Consider the following 22,549-nt stretch of genomic DNA (forward strand, 5'->3'; position numbering starts at 1 on the left):
CTTACAGCCATCCAGCAAGGGTTATTACCGTATAGAGGATGTAGACGCCCACGGGTATCCCGACGGTGAGGGCCGCATCCCTTGTCGACAGGTTCCTCGCGTATTTCATGCCGAAGATCCAGATGTTTGCACTCCAGATCACGAAGAGGATACTCACGATACCTGCAACCTGCGCCAGTGGGTCGGTTGTAAGAACGGTCACCAGGTTCTCGGAGAATGCCGCAATCTCTTCAGCACTGCTCATGACCGGGACAGTCAGACCTGAGAGGAGGAGGTATGAAAAGATCGACCCGATTATGCCACCAAAGACCTGAGGGAGGAGTCCATAACCCGTGACCTCCAGCGTCCGATTGAGTGAACCCTGACCCTTGAAGGCCATGGAGATGATATGAAAGATAAAACCATATATGATCCAGGCCAGGAATCCGCCTATGAAGGCAATGGCGACGAAGAACGCCACCATGAGCCATCCGAGCCCTTTCGTCTCGGCGGGCAGCATGGCAACGGTTATATCAGCCATCATTAAGGCCGAGACCGCACCGATAAGCCCGCAGACAAGCGCTATAAGCGCCGGCACCTTAAGGCTCGGGTCTTTCTGCATGCGGGACTCAAAGAACCGCCCGGGATTGAGCAGCACCTGAAGAAAACCTGTTTCCATTTCACCACACCTTTATAATTCTGCCCTAACTAAGGCGATAAACCTTTGCCGGGCGACAGGAATCTCGACCCCTCTATCTCCGGTTTCAACGGCGAGGCCAAACTTTTTGTGGTTCTTTCGGGGAGACCCGCTGCCAGACGCCATCGGTTCACGCGCTGTCTGCATATGACGTTGTGTTAGAAAAATATAACTTTTGCCCTCACCGTTGCTACAGGTGACCGAGTTCCTTCAAACTCGCATACCCGTTCTTTGTGACGATGATGTGGTCGAGCACCCGGATACCCAGGATTGACCCGGCCTCGGCAAGCTGCCGCGTGATACCGAGATCCTGCGTGGAGGGCTCGAGGCTGCCTGAAGGATGGTTGTGGACCAGGATGACGGAAGCCGCACGGTCGGTGATAGCATCAACAAATACCTCCCGGGGGTGGACCAGACTCTGGTTCAGGATCCCGATCGTGACGACCCGGCGTTCGATCACCTCACCGGCGCCGTTGAGGGTGATGCAGATGAAGTACTCCTGCTTCTTGCCCCGCCACTCCGCAACAAGCGGGAGGATATCCTCAGGAGATAGGACACGCTGCCCCGCAACCCCATCGCCCGCAAGATAGCGACGCCCGAGCTCAAAACAGGCCATAATCTCACAGGCCTTCGCCGAACCTATACCCTCTATCTCCAGCAGATCGCTATAGGACGGGGTGCCGCCGGCATCCTTCAGATAATTCCTGACATCGTTTGCAACCTGCCAGACATCCCGCTCCTTTGTGCCGCGCCCGAGGAGGAGGGCAATCAGCTCAGCGTCGTTGAGCGCTTGCGGGCCCCGACTGGCCAGTTTCTCTCGCGGGCGGTCGTGGTTTGGGGTATCACGCATCCTCTTTCTCATGCTTACACTGCCGGATCGGGGTTCTTCTGTAACCTGATCTGGATGAAGGAGCATGTATATGTTGCCAAATGATGCGGTGGACGGCTCATCTCCGATCCCAGCTGCGGGGGGATCTCGCCGTCCCGGATCTGGGGAGCAAACGGGTTCTACCGAAATCCTTTTCAAGCGGTGTTCGATAATCCATCAGCAGGATGGAACTTCCCTGGAAGAGTGTCGAGGCCTGGTGCAGGAAGGGGCGCGCATACACTAGGGAGGGGCAGTACAACCGGGCGGTCGAGTGCTACGATAAAGCGATCCGCCAGGACAGTGATAGGGCCGTCCTCTGGTACTACAAGGGAGTTGCCCTGGCTGCAGCCGGGCGAGACCGGGAAGCGGCAGAGTGTTTCGACCAGGCCATCAGAATCGACCCGACCTGCGCCAGGTTCTGGCAGGCCAGGGGACGGGCGATGTACGACCTCGGGGAGTACGGCGAAGCGGCAGGTTCTTCCGAACAGGCGGTGAAACTCGCACCTGACTGCACCGACGCCTGGCTCATCCGCGGCCATGCCCTGCGAAGGATCGGCCGGACACTCGAGGCGATCGAGTGCTACGACCGGGTTGTAAAGATCGAACCCGACCGTGTTGAGGCCTGGCTTGCCCGTGGAACCGCGCTTGCTTCCGAACGCCGCTACGATGCGGCGCTTGACTGCTATGATCGCGTCCTCACGCTCGATCCAGGTAACGTAAACGCATGGTATGCAAAAGGGACGATCCAGATCCTCCTCTTCCGCTACGAAGACGCGATCATCTCATTCGACCGGGCCGTTTCCGCCAGCCCTGGGCACGCGGACGCCTGGTATGCTCGGGGCTGCACGTTTGCAGCCCTCCATCGCTACGAAGGGGCAATCGCCTCCTTTGATCGCGCACTCAGCATCCGGCCCGATGATGAGGAGGCATGGTATAATCGCGGCCTGGTGCTCCAGAACCTGGAGCGCTATGAGGAGGCGCTCGATAGTTTCGAACGCGCCTTCCGGATCAACCCGGATTTCCCCCTGATCTGGTACCGCAAGGCCATCGTCCTCAAGAAACTGAAACGCTACGACCTTGCGCTTGCCTGCTTTGATCGGGCGATCCGGGAGAACGCCATCGATGCAGAGATCTGGTACCAGAAAGGAATGCTCTACACACTCCTGAAACGTTACGAGGATGCAATAGAGTGTTTCAACCAGGCTCTCAGGCTCAAGCCCGATCATCCCGACGCCGAATACTACCGAGGCGAGAGTTACTACGCCCTCGGGGACTACGGGTCAGCGATCGAGTGCTACCGCGCCGTCGTCGAGAAGGACCCAAAGAACGTCATCGCCTGGAACAACTACGGCAACGCATTATATCGCCTTGAACGCTACGAGGAGGCGCTCATCTGCTATGAACGCGCCCTGGAGATTGAACCCGATAACCTGAAGGTCTGGAGCAACAAGGCAAACGTTCTCTCGGTCCTCTCACACTACGATAAAGCCCTCGCCTGCTACGACAGGGAACTGCGGGCCCACCCGGAGAACGCTGACGCCTGGTACAACAAGGCCCTCGCGCTCTTCATATTGGGGCGCTACAGCGAGGCAGTCACCTGCTGCTCGCACGCGCTGGAGATCGATCCCGCAAGGCTCGAGGTCTGGACAACAAAGGGCAACGCTCTCGTGCTCCTGGAACGCTATGAGGAGGCGGTCGAGTGCTACGACCGGGTTCTGGAGGTGAACCCTGACGATACCGGGGCGCTCAAAGGAAAATCGGCGGCTCTCATCAACCTTGACCAACCTGTCGAGGCGGCCAAGTGCTACATGAGGCTGCAGCGGTTGCAGCGGGGTTAATCGGTGCTAAACCCGCGCTATCCGCTCAACCGCCTCCTTGAGGTTCTCCATCGAGGTGGCGTAGGAGAGCCTGATCCAGCCGGGTGTGCCAAACGCGGTGCCGGGTGTGACAGCCAGGTGCGCGTCCTGGAGCCATGACCGGGCGACCGCCATATCGTCGCCAGCCACATTGATGTAGGCGTAGAACGCCCCGTCTGCAGGGGCGGTGGTATAGCCAAGGTCCTGCAGCGCCGGCACGAGGTAATCGCGGCGCCGTTCAAACTCACGGCGCATCGTCTCCACGCAATCCTGGCTGCCCCGGAGGGCAGCGAGGGCGCCGTACATCGCAAACGTCGTCGGGTGCGATACGGTGTGCTGCTGCACCTTCTCCATCTGCCGGATGATCGGCCGGGGAGCAACGGCGTAGCCTATCCGCCAGCCGGTCATCGCGTAGGCCTTCGAGAACCCGTTGACCGTGATCGTCCGTTCCGCCATTCCTGGAAGTGAGGCGAGGGAGATGTGCTCCTTCCCGTAGACCAGTTTCTCGTAGATCTCATCGGAGAGTGCATACAGGTCATGATCACTGCAGAGATCGGCAATGAGCCGGAGCGAGTCTGCATCAAGCACCGCACCCGAGGGGTTCGAAGGGGTATTGACAACGATCATCTTTGTCCGGGAACTGACGGCCTCAAGGAGTGTATCGTCGACCTGGAAGGCCACGCTGTCAAGCGCATGGTGCCGGACACCGGCGCCAGCAAGCCTGGCGCAGGGTTCGTAGGAGACCCAGGAAGGGTCCAGTATGAGCGCCTCGTCCTCCGGGTTCAGCACGGCCTCCATCGCCTGGTGGATGGCATCTTTTGCCCCGCAGGTGACCAGCACCTCATCCTGAGATGCGGAAAACCCGTTCTCGGTGGAGGTTTTCCGGGCTATCGCGGCCGTCAACTCAGGTATACCCGTGCTCGGGGCGTAGTGGGTCTCCCCCCGGCGGAGGGCGTCGATACAGGCCTCCTTTATGTGTTCCGGCGTATCGAAGTCCGGTTCCCCGATCGAGAGACTGATGACATCGATACCCTCCGCGGCCATCCGCTTTGCGGCGTTCGAGATCTCGATCGTTGCAGAGGCGGCTATACCCGCAACCTTCTCCGATAGGCTCCTCATGCCAATCGCTGGACCATCTTCACGGCCGACTCAACGGCACGCTTTGCGTAATCGATCCGTTCGGTTGCTTCCATACGGGTCATCCCCGGGCCGGAGATGCCGAGAGAGACCGGTTTATCGAACTCGAGGGAGAGGTCGATGATCTTTCGCGCAGCATGCTGGACGACGATCTCGTCGTGCTGGGTGGCGCCCTCGATGACACACCCGATGGTGACAACCGCATCGATATCGCTGCGCCCAAGCAACTTCTTGATCGCAAGCGGCATGTCGTATGCCCCGGGGACGTAGATCGTATCGAGAACCTCCGCCTCAAGGAACCTGGCGTGCTCTCTGGCCTCTATCTCCATCATGTAGGTGATGTCGCGGTTGAACTCCGCGACGACAAATCCAAGTTTTACCGTCATCTCAATCTTCCTTTTCCAGTGTTGTAGCACCGGTTCGTGATAACTCCTCTCTTTCATCATGGACGTGCGGGGCCGACATCCTCGAACCCCTGCCGCTGGCCGGTTCCAGCAAGCCTCTCAAGATCTTTCGGGCGGAGCGCGAGCCGAACGGCGTTCACCGCATGCTCTCTCGTCCGCTGCTCCATCAGCCATGCCAGTTCCTTTGCGTCTTTTGCCTCGTCCTCGTGGACGAAGACCTCGATTATATGTTTGTTTGTCAGGAGCTGGCAGAGGATCAGGCCCTGTGAGGCCTCGTGAGCACAGACCCTGTCCTTCTCCGCACTCCCGGGCATCCCGAGCGCCATCACCAGGTCGCACCCGCGCTCCTCGATCAGTTTTTTGCAGGCCACCGGCAGGTCCTTGATCCCGGGGACGACGTATCGCTCAATCCCGACGCTTGCGTGCTTCCGGATCTCATCTATGGCGATCCCGCCCATATCCACCCGGGCAAACGTGGTATCAGCGATCCCGATCTTCATCCCACCAGCACCCCGGCAGCCGCTTCCACTCCGTCACCGGCCGCAAACCCTGACTTTCTGAGGGCAAACTGGACCGCGGCAAGGGTAGCCAGGATCTCCTGCGCCCCGACACCGCCCATGGTGCCGATGCGGAAGATCCTGCCCTTGAGGTGATCCTGACCTCCGGCGATCTCGATGCCGAACTTCTTGACGGTTCCCCGGAGATCTCCATCGGTGACACCTTCAGGGATCCGCAGGGCAGTGGCGGTGTTCGAGTAGGCGTGGTGTTCGTCGATCTTCGGGAAAAGGTCGACGCCCCAGCACTTCGCCGCGGCACGGACAGCGTCGGCCATCCGGCGGTGGCGGGCAATACGGGCAGGGATGCCTTCCTCCTCGATCATCTTGCATGCCTCAGCAAGCGCGAGGAATAGCGGGACGGCCGGGGTGTAGGGTGTCTCCATCGGGGTGGCCTTCCCGCTCTTGCGATAGGCGGCCATATCCAGGTAGAACGGTCTTTTATCCGAGATGCGTTCCCATGCGCGGTCGCTCACAGCGATGGCGGCAAGACCCGCCGGGGCAGCAAGACATTTCTGCGACCCGACAACCGCGACGTCAACACCCCATTCATCCATTCGGACGTCGTCGCCACCGATAGAGGTTATGCCATCCATGATGAAGAGGGCGTCATGCTTCCGGGCAAGTCTGCCAACCTGGGGTGCGGGATTCCTGATCCCGGCGCTCGTCTCGTTGTGAACCATCGTAACAGCCTCAGCACCGGCCTCAAGTTCCCGTTCGAGGGCCGCGAGGTCGAGCGGCGTCCCCCATTCGGACTCGAGCACGGTCACGGTGCCGTACCGCTGCCCGATCTTTGCGAAACGGTCGCCGAACTTGCCGTTGACAAGCGAGACGATCTTTCTATCCCGCGCGAAGTTTGCGACACCGGCTTCCATCGCCGCCGTTCCCGAACCGCTGATGATGTAGAGGTCGTTTGCGGTGCCAAAGAGGTTCTTTAACACGCGGACGGTGTCCGCATACGCCGCCCCGAACTCGGGGCCCCTGTGGTTGATGGCCTGCCGTGTCATGACGGCGCGCACCCGCTGCGGGACGGGCACCGGCCCGGGGATCATAAGGAGTGGTTCTTGTTCCATGAGATATCAGTCCGTGTTGTCCCGTTCTGGACGGACGCTGTTCCTCCAAGGAACTTGGATGTGGTTTCATATCAAACTCACCACCGTACAATACCGACAGAGAGAAAAAGATGCGGGGGGCATACTGAAATGAGGTATGGTTGACGTCGCGGTGATCTGCGGTTCCGCCTCGGACGGCCCCGTCGCGGAGAAGGTGTTTGCAACCCTGAAGGAACACAGCGTCTCCTACGACTACCGGGTGATCTCAGCCCACCGTGACCCGGAGAACCTGGACGATTACGTGAAGGGGAGTGATGCCCGGGTCTTCATCGCCATCGCCGGACTTTCGGCGGCCCTGCCAGGGGTGATAGCATCAAAGACCGATCGCCCGGTGATCGGTGTTCCTGTGAGCGGGAAGTTGCTGGGTCTTGATGCCCTCCTCTCGATCGTCCAGATGCCAAAAGGCGTCCCGGTGGCCTGCGTCGGTGTGGACAACGGGGAGAACGCCGCTCTTCTCGCAATACGGATCCTCAAAGCCGGGCGCGCCCCGGACTGAATCTTTCAGCAGTGCGCCGGCTTGCCATATATAATAGAGTGATTAGGCTAGAGCGATCCTGGAAAGGGTGCTGATGAAAAAGGAGTGGAGCCGGTTTAGAACCGGGGTTTTCTGTGCTTTGGAAGGCAGTCCTGACAGTAAACTGGTCTTCCTTCGGTCGGCTTGAAAGGAACTTCGCATTCCTTCCCACAGTCCGAGCAAATGGTTTTCGTCATTTCACGGGGGCCGCCAAAGTTCCTGGGACCGCCGAAATTTCTGTTTCCTCTGTTATATTCCATTGGATGTCTCATGCAGGTAGAAACGCTGCAGGTACATATCTGACCGGATTGTATATAAATGCAGATGCACCGTTCATCAACTGTTTTGCCGTCCCGTTGTTCCGGGGACCATGAGCGCGTCCTGGTAGCGCGAGTGCCAAGGAACTCATGTGCCAGGGTTTGATGAATCGTTTCCAGGAACGGCCGAAGGGAGGGGGCAGGTCAATGAGAGAGTGCCCCGGAGTGACGGCATTCCCGGTTTCAGGTGCTGTCCCGCGTTAACCGTGGTTGGAGTTCCAGACGTTTACCCTGTCTGTGACACCGGTGCGCGGATCATGTCTGGAGGGCAGATCATCTCAAACCGCGCCCCCTCACCGGGGTTTCCGGTCTCCCTGATGGTTATACCAGTTATTGAGAGGATCTCCCGCGCAAGGAATAGACCAAGACCGGTGTTTTTGCCGTAGGCATAGGAGAATATCTTCTCCTTCTCATCGACCGGAACACCCACACCGTCGTCCTCGCAGAAGATGACACATGAATCTCCACCCCGTTTCAGGCCAAAAGAGATCCTGGTGACCCTCTCCCCATGGCGCAGCGCGTTATCGATCAGGTTTGTAAAGACCCTCTCGATGAGGGGGTCGGCAAAGACCTCCACCCCCGGCGGGATGTTGTTCTCAAGAGAGACCGTGCCGAGCGAGACGCAACCGGCCGCCGCCTCCACAAGAGATCGGATCTCCTGCCAGGCGGGAGAAGATGTCCCGATTCCCTGGTAATCGGCCGTGAACTGGAGGGTGTTGTTGATCCGTTTCACCATCTCTACGGCATTCTCAACGTGGCGCCAGGCGTTTACCTGATCTGTATCATGCAGTGCCAGGGCAAGGTCGAGATGCCCCCAGAGAACGGAGAGCTGGTTTAAGAGGTCATGGCGGGTGATGCTCGCCATCAACTGAAGTTTCCTGCTGGCCTCAGCAAGCGCCTTCTCGGCACGCCGCCGGGTAAGGTTTTCCTCGGCAAGATTCTCATTGCTCAGCGAGATCTCATCGAGAGCCCGCCGAAGCTGACTGTTTAAAGATCTCAGCTGCGACTGCACCTTGTGGAGCTCAGCGTTCTTCGCCACCGCGATCGTGTAGGTTGAAAGAAGGGTGTTCACGATCTGGAGTTTTCCGGCTTTGATGGTGTAGGTACTGCCGTTGAAGGGTATTTCCAGTTCTTCCGCATCCTCCGTGGCGCCGACCATCTCCCGTCCCCGCATTACGGCCTCGATCTGGGAGCAAACGTGTTCCGGGTTCGGAGGTTTGACTATGAAACTGTCGGCGCCGGCCGCAAGCCCCTTCAGGACGTCGGCAGGGTCAAAGAGGACGGTGACCATGATGACAGGGAGATCCGGGTTCTGCTGCTTTATACGGCGACAGAGTTCGTAGCCATCAATCCCCGGCATCAGGATGTCGGTCAGGACGATATCCGGCCTCGCAGTCTCCACCTGCTTTATCGCCTCGGCACCGTTGCCCGCCAGTATGACATTGTAGCCCGCGGTCTCAAGGATCTGGCGGATAAACTCGGCCTGCGTCCTGCTATCCTCCACAACGAGAACGTTCATTGCACTCCTGCGCTGTTTCACTTCCACAGCACTTCCCTCCACCATCGCTGCACCAAATACCCAATTACCCTGAAATCCTCATCCTGCCTCTGACCTGGCGCGGGCGGTGCCACCCACCTGATACAACCGAACTCCAGGATCCCTGTCACCTCAGGTTGAGCACAATCTGAAATGACCATATCAAACTCATGCTGCTTAATATTTGTGATAACGGCTGTTTTGCAGGTAGACCGTCTCGATTCCCGGTCCCACGCGAGGTGAAACCACCCTCAGCCGCAGCGTAATGACCCCACTGAACCGCACCCATTCACACCTTCGCAGCACGGACTCCTGAAACTCCCGTTCTCGACCGGGCACAACGTTTATCCCCGATCTCTCCAGAACTTACGCAAAGATACGCGGGAGAAGAAAACGAATGGCAGATGTCTATTTTGCAAACCTCAGAGCAAGAGGCCCGGGGGAGAGCAAGATCGAGAAGATCCGCCGTCTCTTCGACGCAGCCGGGTTTGACCGTGTGGTCAGGCACGATGACCTTACGGCCATCAAACTGCATGTCGGGGAGCGTGGCTGCGACACCTACCTCCACCCCCTCTTCGCCCGGCAGGTTGTCAATAAGGTAAAGGAGCGAGGCGCACAGCCCTTCATCACCGATACCGCCACACTCTACGCTGGAAGCAGGGCCGACGCAGTCAGGCACACCGTCACCGCCATCGAGCACGGTTTTGACTACTCTGTCATCTCTGCACCGGTGATCATCGCCGACGGTCTCCGTGGCGGATACTGGAGGGAGGTTGCGGTCAATGGAAATCACTTCAAATTTGTCAGGATTGCCGGAAACATCCTGGATGCAGACAGTATGATCGTGCTCTCCCACGTTAAAGGCCACGATCTTGCCGGATTTGGCGGGGCGATCAAGAACCTTGCCATGGGGTGCGCCCCACCCTCAGGAAAGGCTGTGCAACACGCCGCCAGACCCTGCGTTGATATCGAGCGCTGCATCGGCTGCGGGAGTTGCACAAAGGTCTGCCCGCAGTCGGCGATGGGCCTCTCTGAAGGGGTGGCGCATCTCAACCGTGAGCGTTGCGTCGGTTGCGGCGACTGCATGCGAGCCTGCCCCGAGGGAGCGATCGAGTTTGACTGGACGACCGAGGTCAGGCCGTTCATCGAACGACTTTGCGAATACGCTCTCGGCGCCGTCTGTAGCAGGCCGGGAAGAACTGGCTACATCAACTTCCTCCTCAACATCACACCGGATTGTGACTGTGTCCCATGGAGCGATGCGGCTATTGTCCCGGATATCGGGATCCTGGCCTCCACCGACCCGGTCGCGATCGACCACGCGAGCCTCGATCTAATAGACAGCCAGCATGGGTTTTCGCATACACTGCTTGAGAGGAATCTGGCTCCCGGTGAAGACAAGTTTAAAGGAGTCCGGGACTATACAGAGGGTAGATACCAGATCGCCTACGCCGCCAGGATCGGACTCGGTGATGAGGCATACCACCTGGTGGAGGTCTGAAGGATGTCAGCCGGAAAAGTTGTGCTGCTCTGCGGGAGCCCCAGACGGAGGGGGAACACCGAACTCGTGCTCGGCGAGTGTGCAAAGGTACTCGAAGCGGGGGGTCTGGAGACGGAGACCATCACTCTTGCAGATAAACAGATCCTCTCCTGCACCGCCTGCGGGCTCTGCAGCGAGGGGGAATGTGCTCTCGATGACGACTTAAACGAGATCATCGAAGAGATCAGGGGGGCCGACGGCTTCATCGTGGGTGCACCGGTCTACTTTGGCACCGCCCGCAGTGATGTCACGGCAGCCCTGCAGCGGATAGGGATGGTCTCGATGGCCTCGGACTCCTTCCTCTCGCGGAAGGTCGGCGGGCCTATCGCCGTGGCCAGGCGCGGCGGGCATACCGCAACGCTCCAGGAACTGTTGATGTTTTACCTGATCAACGACATGATCGTGCCCGGTTCAACATACTGGAACATGGTCTTTTGGGAGGCGCCCGGTGAGGCGCTGGCCGATGAGGAGGGGATGAGAACTGTGCGGCGATTCGCCGATAACGTGGCGTACCTGATCCGGAAACTCCGGTGAGTTTGATCGTTATCACCGGAAACGGTCTCGTTGCAGAACCATCAGAATCGATCAAATTGGGAGAATAAACAGCATGGATCTTTCCTCTGAGGCGATCAGGCCGGATGTCGCGAACACAGCACCTCTGACCCGGCGGGAGATCACCGAACTCCTGCCGGAGGTGAGAGGCTGGTCACTCAAGGAGGGGCGCCTCGCCGCTCGATTTGGATTCAAGGGATTCCCTGAAGCCCTGGCATTCCTGAACAGAGTTGCTGAGTTTGCCGCGCGGGAGAACCACTTCCCGGATCTCAGCATCCAGGAGGAGAGGTATGTTGAGGTTGCCTGGTACACTTACGCCATAGGCGGACTCTCCAGGAACGACTTCATCATGGCTGCGCGGCTCTCAGAGCAGCTCCGCAGACGGCGTGGCGGGATAGTCTAACCGGGACCAAACGCACGCATGATCCGTGCCTTAATGGCCTCTTTAGGTAGAGCCCCGACCACGCGGTCAACGAGTTTTCCGTTAGCAAAGAAGAGCAATGTCGGTATCGCTGTTATGCTGAAACTGGACGCAACGAGCGGGTTTTCGTCGACATTGCACTTCCCGAATGTTACCCTGCCGGCTAAATCGTGCGCCAGATCCTCGATCACCGGCGCCACCATCCGGCAGGGACCGCACCATTCAGCCCAGACGTCGATGACAAGGGCTGAATGTTTCTGGAGAGCCTCTCCAAAGGTCACATCGGTGACCTCAATGACACCACCACGCCTGCCAGTGAACCTCTCCTCGAGTTGCCGGAGACGCTCTTCCCGCAGACGCTGAAGTTCATCGTCAAACGGTCTCTCTCCTACCATACAGCGAAATTATGCCTTCAGCACCTATAAATGATTGGCCATGCGCTGTGTGCGTGGCAGAGAGGTAAGCCTGCAAAAGGTATATAACAGCCGAGAACGAAGTGTATATCCCACAGGGGCGAAGCGAGGTGGGGTAGTCAGGAAATCCCGACGGGCTCATAACCCGTAGACCGATGGTTCAAATCCATCCCTCGCTATGATCGGTTCTTCTGCGTTTCAAAAAGGTTTTATCCAAGCATTCTTTTATCGACCCCGGCCCAAACCAGGAGATGCCTGCTGCACGGTTTCAGGGAGATTACGGTTAGAAAGAATGAGAGACTATGTCTCTTCCTTCCCGGAATCAAATGTTGAGAGATCGGACTGGAGACTACCGCCCATATAACTCACAACGCAGCGAGAGGTCTTCTCCCCATCTATCTCCACAGGGTAGCACCCTGTCAGGCAACCGGTGCAGATGTCCAGCTCGCCAAACCCTGTCGCCTCCACCAGGTCTTCAAGCGGGATGTAAACAAGTGATGCCGCACCAACGCTCTCACGAACTGCCTCCACCTCCCTGCCGCTTGCGATCAGTTCAGCGCGGGTGGGCATGTCCACTCCGAGATAACAGGGGGCGATTATAGGCGGGGAACCAACCCGCAGGTGGACCTCGTCTGCTCCCGCCTCCCTGATCATCTTCACAATCCGCCGGGAGGTTGTCCCACGGACGATGCTGTCATCGACGAGGACCACACGTTTGTTCTTCAGGTTGCCACGGACGGTGTTGAGCTTGATCCTGACCGCTCGATCCCGCTGCTTTTGAGTAGGCATGATGAACGTCCTGCCCATGTAACGGTTCTTCATCAACCCTTCCAGGAACGGGATCCCAGATCGTTCTGCGTAACCAGCGGCATAGGCAGTCCCTGAATCGGGGACAGGAGAGACCAGATCAGCCTCAACTGGGCTTGTTTCATAGAGTTTTTGCCCGATCTGGCGCCTGACGTCGTAGACCAGTTTCCCGTCCATCACCGAATCAGCACGGGCAAAGTAGATGTACTCGAAGATGCAGTGTGCCCTCCGGTTCGCGGTAGAGATCTGGGTCGATGATAGCCCTGATTCATCGATGCGCACGAGTTCGCCAGGGCGCACGTCGCGGATGAATGTGCCGTCCAGTGCATCGATCGCCACGCTCTCCGACGCGACGATGTAGCCCTGGTCTAGTTTACCAATACAGAGCGGTTTGATCCCGAGCGGGTCACGAAAAGCGTAGATGGCATCGTTCAGGAGTGCAACCGTGGCGTAAGATCCACGCAACCGGCGCATGCACAGCAGGACGGCATCCTCCATGCTCTTTGACGCACGGAGTGCGTCGGCTATGATGCTGCCTATTATCTCGGTATCAGTGGTGGTGCAGAAGATCTGTCCCCGGCGCTCATACTCCCCCCGGAGTTCGGTCGTGTTGACCAGATTGCCGTTATGGGCGATCGAGAGGGTCAGCCCGCGGTACTTGAAGTTAAAGGGCTGGACGTTCTCAGGGATCTTCGACCCGGTTGTAGGGTACCGAACGTGCCCGATTCCGGCTTTCCCCCGCAGTTCCTGCAGGGTATGCCGGTTGAATACCTCGGCAACAAGTCCCTGCGCCTTATGCGTGTAGAGGGTTGCGCCTTCAAAAGTAGAGATCCCCGCGCTCTCCTGCCCACGGTGCTGGAGAGCGTAGAGGGCATAATACAACTGAAATGAGACACCGCCAGCATCGACGATGCCAACGATACCACACATGATACAACTCTAGTGCGTCGGTACCTTCGGTTTCTTCTCAGTCCATCGATAACTCCGGATCTTCCGGCTCCTGCCGAAACCACAGGCCGAACAGACCTTGTGACGCGCGTGGAACGAGATCTTGCCGCACCGCCTGCAGGCGATGTGGGTATGCTTCTGCCTCTTGCCCATTGAAGGTGTGCCTTTTGACATTCTCACTCACCAGGTTTATTCGATTGATGGGGTAATGTAGATCACATTATCACCGCGGACGATCAGCGTGCCGAGTTTCTGCGTCACACCGTCCACTTCTTCTTCGGCCCTGTCCAGTACCAGATTCATGTGAACATCGTATCCCTGGAGGATCCCCCGGATCTCCCTTCCACCCTTCAGACTGATGATGACGGGCTGACGATTCAGTACCTGATCTAAAATATCCAACGGTCTTGGCGTCATATGATTACCTTTTGCCGTCCATTCTGGAGTAATATATTTGAGTGAGGAACCTACTTAAATATAACCGCACTGGCTGCACCCACCACGAGGTATCGAGCGATGTCACAGATCACCGTAAAGAAACGCCATGTCATCCGGAAGTCACAGGCAACCGAACTTATGAAGCACCTCGGCAAGGAGATCGGAGCATCCGCCGACCTCTTCCGCTCTGAGCGGATCGAGCGGGTTGAAACCGATGCTCCATTCGAGATCTACCTGGTCGATAAGAGACCGTTCCTTATGGGCACGGCAGACTGGGTCTTTCCGAGCCTTCGGGGGCTTGTAGAGCGGCCGATACCTGAACGGCGGGTGGTGGTCGATTCCGGCGCGGTCAGATTTGTCGTTAACGGCGCGGATATCATGCGCCCAGGGATAGTCTCGATCTCCTCTGACGTCCTTGCAGGGCACCCCGTTCAGGTCGTCGATGAAAGGCACTCCAAACCGCTTGCTGTGGGGATTGCGCTCTTTGGTGCAGCAGATATGGAACAACAGGAGAAGGGTAAATCCGTTAAAAACATCCACCGCGTCGGGGACGATCTCTGGAACCTGGAGGTCTGAAGGCGATAATAATGGATACTATTAAATAAAACTCATTCCTCAGTTTTTCTATGGTTAAAAATATCTTCGACAGCATCCTCGGTAAAAGCCCGGCACGGAGTGAGGAGGACTACATGGAACTCGATCTCGCCGCTTACGAGGTATCGAGCGAAGAAGAGCCAGCATCGATGTACGTCAAGATCGCCACCATCGCCGACCTCAAGGATACACCCCGCGTCAAGGACGAGGTCTACAACGGCAACATCGTCATCGTCGATATCGGCCGTTTGAAGATGGACAAGGTAACGTTTGAACGGGTCATAAAAGACCTGCGCGATGTGGCAAAGGACGTTAACGGTGATATTGTCGGCCTCGGCGAACAGAAGTATGTCATCATCACGCCGATGTCGGTCAAGATCTCACGCGAGAAGATCGGCGGTGGCGTCTGAGTGCGGGAATCATACTCTGGAACCTGTCCCGCCTGCGGCGGTGAGATCCAGATCACCCATCACCGTCTGGAGATCCCGCATTTCCCGGACCTCCTCCTGGTCTCAATAGCGTGCGAGACCTGTGGCTACCGGCATACAGATACCATCATACTGGGGGAAGGCGACCCCGTTCGGTGGACGGTGCAGGTGAAGGAGCCCAAAGATCTATCCATACGGGTGGTCAGGAGCACTACAGGAACGATCAGGATACCTGAACTCGGCATGGCGATCGAGCCCGGCACTGCCTGCGAAGGGTTCATCACAAACATCGAAGGTGTTATCTCACGATTTGAAGAGGCTGTGGAGGTGATCCTGGCAGACCCTGAGAACGAGGGCGAGCGAGAGGCCGCGCTCAGGGCAAAGGGGGCGCTCGCAGCCGCAAGGGAGGCGGCATTCCCCTTCACCGTCATCCTGGAGGACCCGGCAGGGAACAGCATGCTCGTCAGCGATAAGGCCAAGAAGGCTGTCCTGGTAGAGGGGGAGACCTGACCTTTTTCCCGCTTCCAACCCCGCCAATCCAGTGAAGGAAGAGAGAGGGCTTTTCTACCGCCTGCTTGAACTGGCCTGAAGAAAGGTTTGGGAGACCAGGCCAACCTTTCCTCCCGAGATCCATCAAATACTAGAGAGACCAGTCACCGGATCTCCACGCCCTTCAACCTCACACCAGGCTCTTCCGTCACCTCACCGACCACCCGGGAGTCCGGGAATATTGACTGGATTGTGGCCACGCTCACGGCAGGCGCGATGAAAGCGTAGCCCATACCCATGTTGAACGTCCGGTACGCCTCGACCGTCCCGATACCCCCGGCCTCCTGCAGCCACTTGAATATGAGGGGGGGTTCCATGGGGTCGGTGATGGAGAAACCATAGTTTGAGAGACGTTTCAGGTTCAGGAGGCCGCCGCCGGTTATGTGGCACATCCCGTGGATGCTACAGCCCTCCGTCACCCTGAGCGCTCCGGCATAGATCCGGGTGGGGGTCAGGAGTTCCTCGCCCAGCGTCTTACCGTTCGGGAGAGGGGTCTCGTAGGAAGCACATTCCTCCACGATCTTCCGGGCAAGGGTCAGGCCGTTGCTGTGGATGCCGCTTGAGGGGAGACCGATTACCACGTCGCCGGGAGCGACCGCCTCTCCCGTTATGACACGCCCCTTCTTCTGGACGCCAAGACACGTCCCGGCAAGATCCAGGCCTTTGACGAGTCCCCGGAGGGTGGCGGTCTCGCCGCCGACTATGTTCATGTTGGCCTGGCGGGCACCCTCGTTCAATCCCTCACCGATCTGAGCCATCTTCTCCGGCGATAGTGAATCGGTCGCGATGTAATCCACGAACGCCACGGGCTCGAGGTTCATCACATAGAGGTCGTTCACGTTCATCGCGACACAATCGATCCCGACCGTCCGCCAGTCCTGCAGCGCGTCAGCAACAAGCATCTTGGTGCCGACACCGTCGACCGCGAGTGCAAGGACGTATGACCCGCAGTCGATCAGCCCGGCAAAGTGCCCGACCTCCCCGAGCATTGAGAACGCACCGGTTCTGCGGTAGGTAAGTTTATCGATCAGCGCCCGCACCGACCGGGCCTCGAGGTCGATGTCGACACCGGCATCACGGTAGGTGTGTTCTGGCATGGGCAGGGCCTCCATCTCGTGACTGGGGGGACGATACAGCGGCATCTTCTGTCTCATCCGAGTTCTCCGACAGGCGGAACTCGTCGTGCAGCACCCGCAGGGCGCGCTTGCCATCCCCGGCTTTCACAACGAATGAGACGTTCACCTCGCTTGAACCCTGCGAGATCATCATCACGTTGATTCCGGCACGGCCGAGCGCGGAGAAGATCCGTCCCCCGGTTCCGGGGGAGCCGGCCATCCCAGCACCCACTACCGCAAGTGCAACCACATCACGGTCATGGGTGACCTCGCGCACGACCCCCTGCTTCAGGATGGGGTTAAGAGCGGCGAGAGCGGCGTCGAGGTGCGACTCATCGATGATGAGGGATATGTTCGCCTCGCTTGAACCCTGGGAGATCATCATGATGTTCACCTCCCGCTCCGCAAGCGCTTCGAAGATCATCTTTGCAACCCCTGGCCGGCCGATCATCTGGGCACCGTTGACATTCACCAGGGCCACCTTCTCGATAAGGGCTATGGCCTTGACCACCCGCTTCTCCAGATGTCTGTCCCGGCGGATAATGGTGCCGGGGGCATCTGGTCTGAAAGAGTTCTTGACGCGGATGGGGATATCCTTCTGCATTGCGGGCTCGATCGAGCGGGGGTGGAGCACCTTTGCACCGAAGTAGGAGAGCTCCATCACCTCAAGGTAGGAGATCTCGTCGAGCACCCGTGCGTCCTCGATGATTCTTGGGTCAGAGGTCATCACCCCGTCGACATCTGTCCAGATCCAGATCTCGTCGGCACTGATCCCGGCACCGATGACGGCGGCCGAGTAGTCAGACCCGCTCCGACCCAGGGTGGTGATGACACCCTGTTCGGTCGCCCCCATGAACCCCATGATAACAGGAACGCTCTTAGCGAGCAGCGGGGCTACCCGGGCACGGATCCTCTCCTCGCTCAGAGGTAGAGCGCGGGCATCGCTGTGGTTTGCGGTCGTGACGATCCCGGCCTCGGCGCCGTCAAGGACGACTGAAGGTATGCCGCGCTGTCTGAGGGCTGCGCTAAAAATAGGGGCGGAGAGTCGTTCCCCAAAAGAGATGATGTAATCGCGAGAGCGAGGTGTCAGCTCCTTCAGGGTGTGAACCGCGGTGAGGATGTTCTGCAGCCGGCACAGCAGATCGTCGATCATCTCCGTCACCCCGCGGGTGTGATCCGGGGCTGTTGCTTCCAGGAGCCTGATGTGGCGCTCCCGCAGCGCTGAGATGAATTCACCGATCGCTGGCTCTTCACTGCTCGTTGCGGCCTCATCGGCCGCCGCGATGATCCGGTCGGTGATCCCGGAGCATGCCGACACCACCACCGCAACCTCATCTCCTGCCGCATGGTGTGATTCAACTATATCTGCGGCCCTCTGGATACATGCCGCTTCCCCGACAGAACTGCCGCCAAATTTCATCAAAAGCCTCATTCTGGCTCACTTATCCCCTGCAATTACTTTATGATAGTATACAACGCATCGACTAATAAGATGCTTGTAGACGAGATTGTGGACGCGCACGTGCTGGTTGTCGGAAGCGGCGGCGCTGGTATCCGGGCTGCCATCGAGGCATCCCGCTACGGCGATGTTGTCCTGGTCTCCAAGACCATTGCCGGCAAGGGGGGGTGCACGACGATGGCGGAGGGTGGCTACAACGCTGTGCTGCGCGACCAGGACTCGATCGATGTCCATCGCGAGGATACGCTTGCAGGCGGGGCATACCTCAACGACCCCGAACTCGTGGACGTCCTGGTTCGCGAGGCCCCGGAGCGGATGGACGACCTCATCCGGTGGGGCGCCGTCTTCGATGTGACTGCCGAGTGTCGGGTCGCGCAGAGACCGTTTGGCGGACAGCGGTTCCCCAGGACGTGCTACGCCGGCGACCGGACCGGGCACGAGATCGTCATGACACTCCTTGAACGACTGGATGCAACGGATACGCACATCTACCAGGAAGTCACCGTAATCGACCTTCTAACCGACGAGAATGGTGCAATCGCCGGCGCGATCGCCCTCGATCGGGATGGAGAGGTCGTGCTCTTTCGGGCCGACGCAACGGTGCTTGCAACCGGCGGTGGGACTCAGGTCTACGACATCTCCACAAACTCCGCTGCCGGGACGGGGGACGGGTTTGCCATGGCCTACCGCGCCGGTGCGGAGCTGATCGATATGGAGATGGTCCAGTTCCACCCGACGGGCGCGGTCTACCCCTACGATGCCCGGGGACGGCTGGTGACCGAGGCAGTCCGGGGAGAAGGAGGTCTCCTTCTGAACGCCCGGCGTGAACGGTTCATGAGACGCTACGACCCGGAGCGGATGGAACTCTCCACCCGGGATGTGGTTGCAAGGGCGATCGCAACCGAGGTGCTGGAGGGGCGCGGGACGGCCCGCGGCGGGGTCTACCTGGACGTGACCCACCTTCCAGAAGAGACGATTGAGACACGACTCCCGGTGATGCTCGAGCAGTTCCTCGCATTCGGCGTTGATATCAGGAGGGAGCCGATGGAGGTGGCGCCCACAGCCCACCATATCATGGGCGGGCTCCGGATCACCCCTGAGTGCCGGACAACCCTGCCGGGCCTCTTCGCATGTGGGGAGGTTGCCGGCGGGGTGCACGGCGCAAACCGCCTGGGCGGGAACGCGCTTGCCGACACACAGGTCTTCGGGAAACGTGCAGGTGAGTTCGCCGGGAAGTCTCCGGCACGGAGCGGCCGGATCGACGAGAAGAGAGTCGATGAGATCCTCAAGACGGTGGACGGTTTCTATGACGGGGTGATAAACCCGGCGGATGTTCGGAGAGACCTGAAACTCACGATGTGGAACCAGGCCGGAATCTTTCGAAATGCCGCCGAACTCCGGACGGCCCTGATGCAGGTCCGGCGGCTCTCTGACCGGCGGCTCTACGCGGCATCTAACGATAACCTCGCTGAGTGCTGCACCATCCGGAACATGTGCACCACAGCCTCCCTGATAATCCGCTGCGCACTGTTGCGACCGGAGAACCGTGGCGCCCACATGAGGCTGGACGCCGGGGTCGTGACCGATCCGGCAAAGTCGCCGTTTGGACATACATACATCTCGCTCACGCGGGAGGGGATCGAGCGGCGTGAGGTGGCAGCATGAGAGAGATCAGAGTCAGGGTCTCGCGTTTCAACCCGACAGAGGACGCGGAACCGCACATTGAAGAATATACCGTCCGGGTCAACGAGGGCGCGAGGGTGCTCCACGCACTCCACGCCATCCACGACGACCTCGACCCGACGCTAGCCTACCGTTACTGCTGCGGGGCCGGGCAGTGCGGGACCTGCGCCGTCCGCGTCGACGGGGAGCCTGTCCTTGCCTGTATGGAGGAGGCGCGCGACGGGATGATAGTCGAACCGCTGGCGCTCCCCGTCCTTAAAGACCTGGTGGTTGACATGGAACCGGTGATCGCTAAGATCGCCAGGATATGCCCGAGACCGGACGGGGAACTCCCACCGAGAGAGGTTATCGAGGAGATAAAACCGCTCCGGGACTGCATCGAGTGTCTCTGCTGCGTCTCCGCCTGCCCGGCGCTCCTGGTGACGGAGTTCGCCGGGCCGACGGTGATCCGCCAGGAGATGCGGCTTGCCCTCGATCCCAGGGATTCCGGCGACCGGATCACCGATGCCATCAAGAAAGGGCTCTTCTACTGCACGACCTGCAAGCGCTGCGTGGAGGTCTGCCCGAAGGATATCGATATCCCGGGCAAGGCCATCGAGAAACTCCGGGAACTCGCGAACCGACGCGGGCTGACTCTCCCACGCCACAGGGAGGTGGGCCGGCTGGTGCAGGAGACGGGACGGAGCGTCGAACGGACAGGGGTCACGTTCCTTGAGCAGGTGCCGGAGGTGATCGAGCCCGATGGGCCGGTCCGCGGCGAGGTTGGGTTCTTTGTCGGGTGCATGTTCAACGGCCGGGTGCCGCAGACGGCGCTTGACGCGATGGAGGTCATGAAGCGCAACGGGATCAGGGTGATCATACCCCACGAGCAGGTCTGCTGCGGGTCGCCGCTGATCAGGACGGGACAGACGTCGATCGTGGACGGCCTGAAAGAGAGAAACATCGAGGCGTTCGCCAGCCGCGGGATAGAGACCGTGATGACGATCTGTGCCGGCTGCGGGGCGACGCTTAAGAACGATTATGAGACTCCATTCGTGGTCAAAGATGTCACCGAGGTCCTGACGGAGTACGGGATCGAGCCCCCAGCGAAGCTCGATGTCCGGGCGACCTACCACGATCCCTGTCACCTCCTGCGGGGCCAGGGGATCCGCGAACAGCCGCGGGAACTGCTCCGGCAGGCCGTGAAGGAGTTTGTGGAGATGCCGGTGCAGTGCTGCGGTGCCGGTGGCGGCGTCCGTTCGGGGGTGCCGGAGGAGGCGATGGCCCTCGGGGCGATGCGCGGTGAGGCGGTGAAGGCAACCGGGGCGGACGTGGTGGTGACGGTCTGCCCGTTCTGCGAGTTCCACATCGCCGACTGCACGGATGTTCCGGTGAAGAACCTGACGACGATCCTGCTTGAGGGCTACAGGAAGAAGGACGCGGAGCAGGAGGTATCCGAGTGAGCGATTCGCCGGGGTTCAAGCCGGCGGTCACCACGATAAAGGGCAACCGCAAAAGATCCCGGCCTGAATAAAACCAGAGAGGGAAGGGGGCTTGAGAGAGGCTGGACCAAAAAAGTGTCACTGGCGGGTTTGCACCTTCAGGGCGACCCGGCTCAAATAATGGGCCCGGAGGGATTTGAACCCACGACCGCTCGGTTATGAGCCGAGCGCTCTAACCAGACTAAGCTACGGGCCCTACAACTCCCTTATAAACATCGATCTATCACGATAAATACGTTGTGCGCACCACGCCGAAGATGCGGACAGTATATACAATCGCAGAACTAGCAAAACAGTATGCACCGGATCATCAACTGGAACGAACTCTGGAAAGCAATCTACATAAACTCACCCGAACGGCTCGAGAAGAGCCGTGATCCCGCCGCCGCCTGGGACAGACGTGCCGCTGCCTACAGGCGGATCACCCGCGGTGAGAAAGAAGCAACCAGGCTGGAACTTGAGATCCTTAACCTCCAGGGCGGGGAGACCGTGCTCGACGTTGGTGCAGGCACAGGTAGACTTGCGGTGCCGATTGCGAGGACCGCAGCCCACGTAACGGCCCTCGACCCCTCCGAAGGCATGCTCAACGTCCTCCAGGAGCGGATGGCAGCAGAAAGGCTCACGAACTACTCCTGCGTTAAGATGCGCTTGGAGGATGCCGTGATAGGGAGAGATATCGAGCCTCACGACCTGGTCATCGCGGCATTCTCGCTTGGGTTCTATGACCTTGCCGCCGCCCTGGAAAAACTCGACTCCGCTGCAACCCGGGCGGTCCACCTCTTCTGGCATGCGGGGGAGTGGCGCGGCCCGGAGGAGATGGCGCTCTATCGTGCAGTCTTCGGAGAAGAAGCTACCATGAGAAAGGGCTACCCCGACTACATCTTCCCGGTAAACATTCTCCATGATGCCGGTGTATACACGAACGTCAGGATCTACAACGCCGTCTGGGAGACCGTCTACGACTCTCCAGAAGAGGCCGCCCGGACATGGGCGGCGATGCACAACCCCCGTATGGAGGATCTCTCTCCGGTCAGGGACTACTTTGGCAGGGTGCTTTACAGAGACGAGGCCGGGAAGTATGTCGAGACGACGCGACGTCCCACAGCGGCGATCTGGTGGGAGAAGTAATACCGGTAAGGGGAGATC

The 22,549-nt window shown here is 59.1% G+C and carries 25 protein-coding genes and 2 tRNA genes; 12 read left to right on the forward strand and 15 right to left on the reverse strand.

The genetic code is table 11. The annotated features are described in order from the left end of the window. Position 1: 1 nt before the first annotated feature. Both R6Y96_RS01175 and radC read right to left on the reverse strand, forming a co-directional pair. On the reverse strand, positions 2–658 hold the full coding sequence (locus R6Y96_RS01175) for a YIP1 family protein (RefSeq protein WP_318621661.1): 657 nt from the start codon (positions 656–658) through the stop codon (positions 2–4). Between the two features lie 208 nt (positions 659–866). Next, positions 867–1,538, reverse strand: a complete 672-nt coding sequence (radC, locus tag R6Y96_RS01180; RefSeq protein ID WP_318621662.1) for a RadC family protein — start codon at positions 1,536–1,538, stop codon at positions 867–869. 191 nt (positions 1,539–1,729) lie between these two features. On the opposite strand from radC, the gene R6Y96_RS01185 reads away from it, so the two are divergent. Further along, positions 1,730–3,382: a tetratricopeptide repeat protein gene (locus R6Y96_RS01185; RefSeq protein WP_318621663.1), complete on the forward strand. Its 1,653-nt coding sequence runs from the start codon at positions 1,730–1,732 to the stop codon at positions 3,380–3,382. 6 nt (positions 3,383–3,388) lie between these two features. On the opposite strand, the gene R6Y96_RS01190 is transcribed toward R6Y96_RS01185, so the two are convergent. Genes R6Y96_RS01190 through R6Y96_RS01205 form a run of 4 tightly spaced genes read right to left on the reverse strand, consistent with a single transcriptional unit; the run spans position 3,389 to position 6,568 of the window. Then, complete coding sequence (locus R6Y96_RS01190; protein WP_318621664.1) at positions 3,389–4,519, reverse strand: pyridoxal phosphate-dependent aminotransferase; 1,131 nt, start codon at positions 4,517–4,519, stop codon at positions 3,389–3,391. Beyond that, positions 4,516–4,923 carry a 6,7-dimethyl-8-ribityllumazine synthase gene (gene ribH / locus R6Y96_RS01195; RefSeq protein WP_214023191.1) on the reverse strand — a complete coding sequence of 136 codons (408 nt, stop codon included), beginning with the start codon at positions 4,921–4,923 and terminating at the stop codon, positions 4,516–4,518. The genes R6Y96_RS01190 and ribH overlap by 4 nt, the downstream gene beginning before the upstream one ends. A gap of 56 nt (positions 4,924–4,979) precedes the next feature. After that, a complete protein-coding gene (gene ribC, locus R6Y96_RS01200) occupies positions 4,980–5,441 on the reverse strand; it encodes a riboflavin synthase (protein WP_318621665.1) in 462 nt (153 codons plus the stop codon). Then, positions 5,438–6,568, reverse strand: coding sequence for a pyridoxal-phosphate-dependent aminotransferase family protein (locus R6Y96_RS01205; RefSeq protein ID WP_318621667.1), 1,131 nt, complete (start codon positions 6,566–6,568; stop codon positions 5,438–5,440). The genes ribC and R6Y96_RS01205 overlap by 4 nt, the downstream gene beginning before the upstream one ends. Before the next feature lie 136 nt (positions 6,569–6,704). Between R6Y96_RS01205 and purE the strand changes: the two genes are divergently transcribed. Continuing rightward, positions 6,705–7,103, forward strand: a complete 399-nt coding sequence (gene purE / locus R6Y96_RS01210) for a 5-(carboxyamino)imidazole ribonucleotide mutase (RefSeq protein WP_318621669.1) — start codon at positions 6,705–6,707, stop codon at positions 7,101–7,103. 95 nt (positions 7,104–7,198) lie between these two features. Here purE and R6Y96_RS01215 read toward each other — a convergent pair whose 3' ends face one another. Beyond that, positions 7,199–7,393, reverse strand: a complete 195-nt coding sequence (locus R6Y96_RS01215) for a CxxC-x17-CxxC domain-containing protein (RefSeq protein ID WP_318621671.1) — start codon at positions 7,391–7,393, stop codon at positions 7,199–7,201. A 271-nt stretch (positions 7,394–7,664) separates the two neighbouring features. Then, complete coding sequence (locus tag R6Y96_RS01220) at positions 7,665–8,957, reverse strand: ATP-binding response regulator (protein WP_318621673.1); 1,293 nt, start codon at positions 8,955–8,957, stop codon at positions 7,665–7,667. 415 nt (positions 8,958–9,372) lie between these two features. Between R6Y96_RS01220 and R6Y96_RS01225 the strand changes: the two genes are divergently transcribed. The 3 genes from R6Y96_RS01225 (at position 9,373) to R6Y96_RS01235 (ending at position 11,470) form a co-directional block, all read left to right on the forward strand. Beyond that, positions 9,373–10,476 carry a DUF362 domain-containing protein gene (locus R6Y96_RS01225; RefSeq protein WP_318621674.1) on the forward strand — a complete coding sequence of 368 codons (1,104 nt, stop codon included), beginning with the start codon at positions 9,373–9,375 and terminating at the stop codon, positions 10,474–10,476. Positions 10,477–10,479: 3 nt separating this feature from the next. Beyond that, positions 10,480–11,049: a flavodoxin family protein gene (locus tag R6Y96_RS01230; protein WP_318621676.1), complete on the forward strand. Its 570-nt coding sequence runs from the start codon at positions 10,480–10,482 to the stop codon at positions 11,047–11,049. 73 nt (positions 11,050–11,122) lie between these two features. Beyond that, entirely contained in the window at positions 11,123–11,470 is a 348-nt protein-coding gene (locus R6Y96_RS01235; protein ID WP_318621677.1) for a 4a-hydroxytetrahydrobiopterin dehydratase, read from the forward strand. Here R6Y96_RS01235 and trxA read toward each other — a convergent pair. Continuing rightward, on the reverse strand, positions 11,467–11,883 hold the full coding sequence (trxA, locus tag R6Y96_RS01240; protein WP_318621678.1) for a thioredoxin: 417 nt from the start codon (positions 11,881–11,883) through the stop codon (positions 11,467–11,469). The two genes, R6Y96_RS01235 and trxA, sit on opposite strands and share 4 nt — an antisense overlap. 122 nt (positions 11,884–12,005) lie before the next feature. Here trxA and R6Y96_RS01245 point away from each other — a divergent pair. Continuing rightward, positions 12,006–12,080, forward strand: a tRNA-Met gene (locus tag R6Y96_RS01245). A gap of 121 nt (positions 12,081–12,201) precedes the next feature. On the opposite strand, the gene purF is transcribed toward R6Y96_RS01245, so the two are convergent. From purF to R6Y96_RS01260, 3 genes are read right to left on the reverse strand one after another with little or no spacing between them, the layout of a single operon-like run. Next, entirely contained in the window at positions 12,202–13,638 is a 1,437-nt protein-coding gene (gene purF / locus R6Y96_RS01250; protein WP_318621679.1) for an amidophosphoribosyltransferase, read from the reverse strand. Between the two features lie 9 nt (positions 13,639–13,647). After that, the gene (locus R6Y96_RS01255; protein ID WP_214022822.1) at positions 13,648–13,830 is read right to left on the reverse strand and encodes a 50S ribosomal protein L37e; all 183 of its coding nucleotides are present in this window, start codon (positions 13,828–13,830) and stop codon (positions 13,648–13,650) included. A 15-nt stretch (positions 13,831–13,845) separates the two neighbouring features. Then, the gene (locus R6Y96_RS01260) at positions 13,846–14,073 is read right to left on the reverse strand and encodes an LSM domain-containing protein (protein WP_214022823.1); all 228 of its coding nucleotides are present in this window, start codon (positions 14,071–14,073) and stop codon (positions 13,846–13,848) included. A 99-nt stretch (positions 14,074–14,172) separates the two neighbouring features. Here R6Y96_RS01260 and R6Y96_RS01265 point away from each other — a divergent pair, with 99 nt between their 5' ends. The 3 genes from R6Y96_RS01265 to R6Y96_RS01275 are packed head-to-tail and all read left to right on the forward strand — an operon-like array spanning position 14,173 to position 15,626. Further along, positions 14,173–14,670, forward strand: coding sequence for an RNA-binding protein (locus tag R6Y96_RS01265; protein ID WP_318621681.1), 498 nt, complete (start codon positions 14,173–14,175; stop codon positions 14,668–14,670). A 50-nt stretch (positions 14,671–14,720) separates the two neighbouring features. Continuing rightward, a complete protein-coding gene (locus tag R6Y96_RS01270) occupies positions 14,721–15,098 on the forward strand; it encodes a cell division protein SepF (RefSeq protein ID WP_214022825.1) in 378 nt (125 codons plus the stop codon). Then, positions 15,099–15,626: a ZPR1 zinc finger domain-containing protein gene (locus tag R6Y96_RS01275; protein ID WP_318621684.1), complete on the forward strand. Its 528-nt coding sequence runs from the start codon at positions 15,099–15,101 to the stop codon at positions 15,624–15,626. It abuts the gene before it with no gap. A gap of 143 nt (positions 15,627–15,769) precedes the next feature. Here the strand turns inward: R6Y96_RS01275 and purM are convergent, their stop codons facing one another. After that, the gene (purM, locus tag R6Y96_RS01280; protein ID WP_318621685.1) at positions 15,770–16,762 is read right to left on the reverse strand and encodes a phosphoribosylformylglycinamidine cyclo-ligase; all 993 of its coding nucleotides are present in this window, start codon (positions 16,760–16,762) and stop codon (positions 15,770–15,772) included. Continuing rightward, positions 16,740–18,200, reverse strand: a complete 1,461-nt coding sequence (locus tag R6Y96_RS01285) for an aspartate kinase (protein WP_318621686.1) — start codon at positions 18,198–18,200, stop codon at positions 16,740–16,742. Before R6Y96_RS01285 ends, purM begins: the two co-directional genes overlap by 23 nt. Positions 18,201–18,272: 72 nt before the next feature. Here R6Y96_RS01285 and tfrA point away from each other — a divergent pair, with 72 nt between their 5' ends. Both tfrA and tfrB read left to right on the forward strand, forming a co-directional pair. Continuing rightward, positions 18,273–19,904 (forward strand): fumarate reductase (CoM/CoB) subunit TfrA, encoded by a 1,632-nt coding sequence (gene tfrA, locus R6Y96_RS01290; protein ID WP_318621688.1) that lies wholly within the window; start codon positions 18,273–18,275, stop codon positions 19,902–19,904. After that, the gene (gene tfrB, locus R6Y96_RS01295) at positions 19,901–21,364 is read left to right on the forward strand and encodes a fumarate reductase (CoM/CoB) subunit TfrB (protein ID WP_318621689.1); all 1,464 of its coding nucleotides are present in this window, start codon (positions 19,901–19,903) and stop codon (positions 21,362–21,364) included. Before tfrA ends, tfrB begins: the two co-directional genes overlap by 4 nt. A gap of 160 nt (positions 21,365–21,524) precedes the next feature. Here tfrB and R6Y96_RS01300 read toward each other — a convergent pair. Beyond that, positions 21,525–21,599, reverse strand: a tRNA-Ile gene (locus tag R6Y96_RS01300). 101 nt (positions 21,600–21,700) lie between these two features. Here R6Y96_RS01300 and R6Y96_RS01305 point away from each other — a divergent pair. After that, positions 21,701–22,531 carry a class I SAM-dependent methyltransferase gene (locus R6Y96_RS01305; protein ID WP_318621690.1) on the forward strand — a complete coding sequence of 277 codons (831 nt, stop codon included), beginning with the start codon at positions 21,701–21,703 and terminating at the stop codon, positions 22,529–22,531. Positions 22,532–22,549: the final 18 nt, after the last annotated feature.

The sequence above is a fragment of the Methanoculleus receptaculi genome, assembly GCF_033472595.1.
Classification (GTDB): Archaea; Halobacteriota; Methanomicrobia; order Methanomicrobiales; family Methanoculleaceae; genus Methanoculleus; species Methanoculleus receptaculi.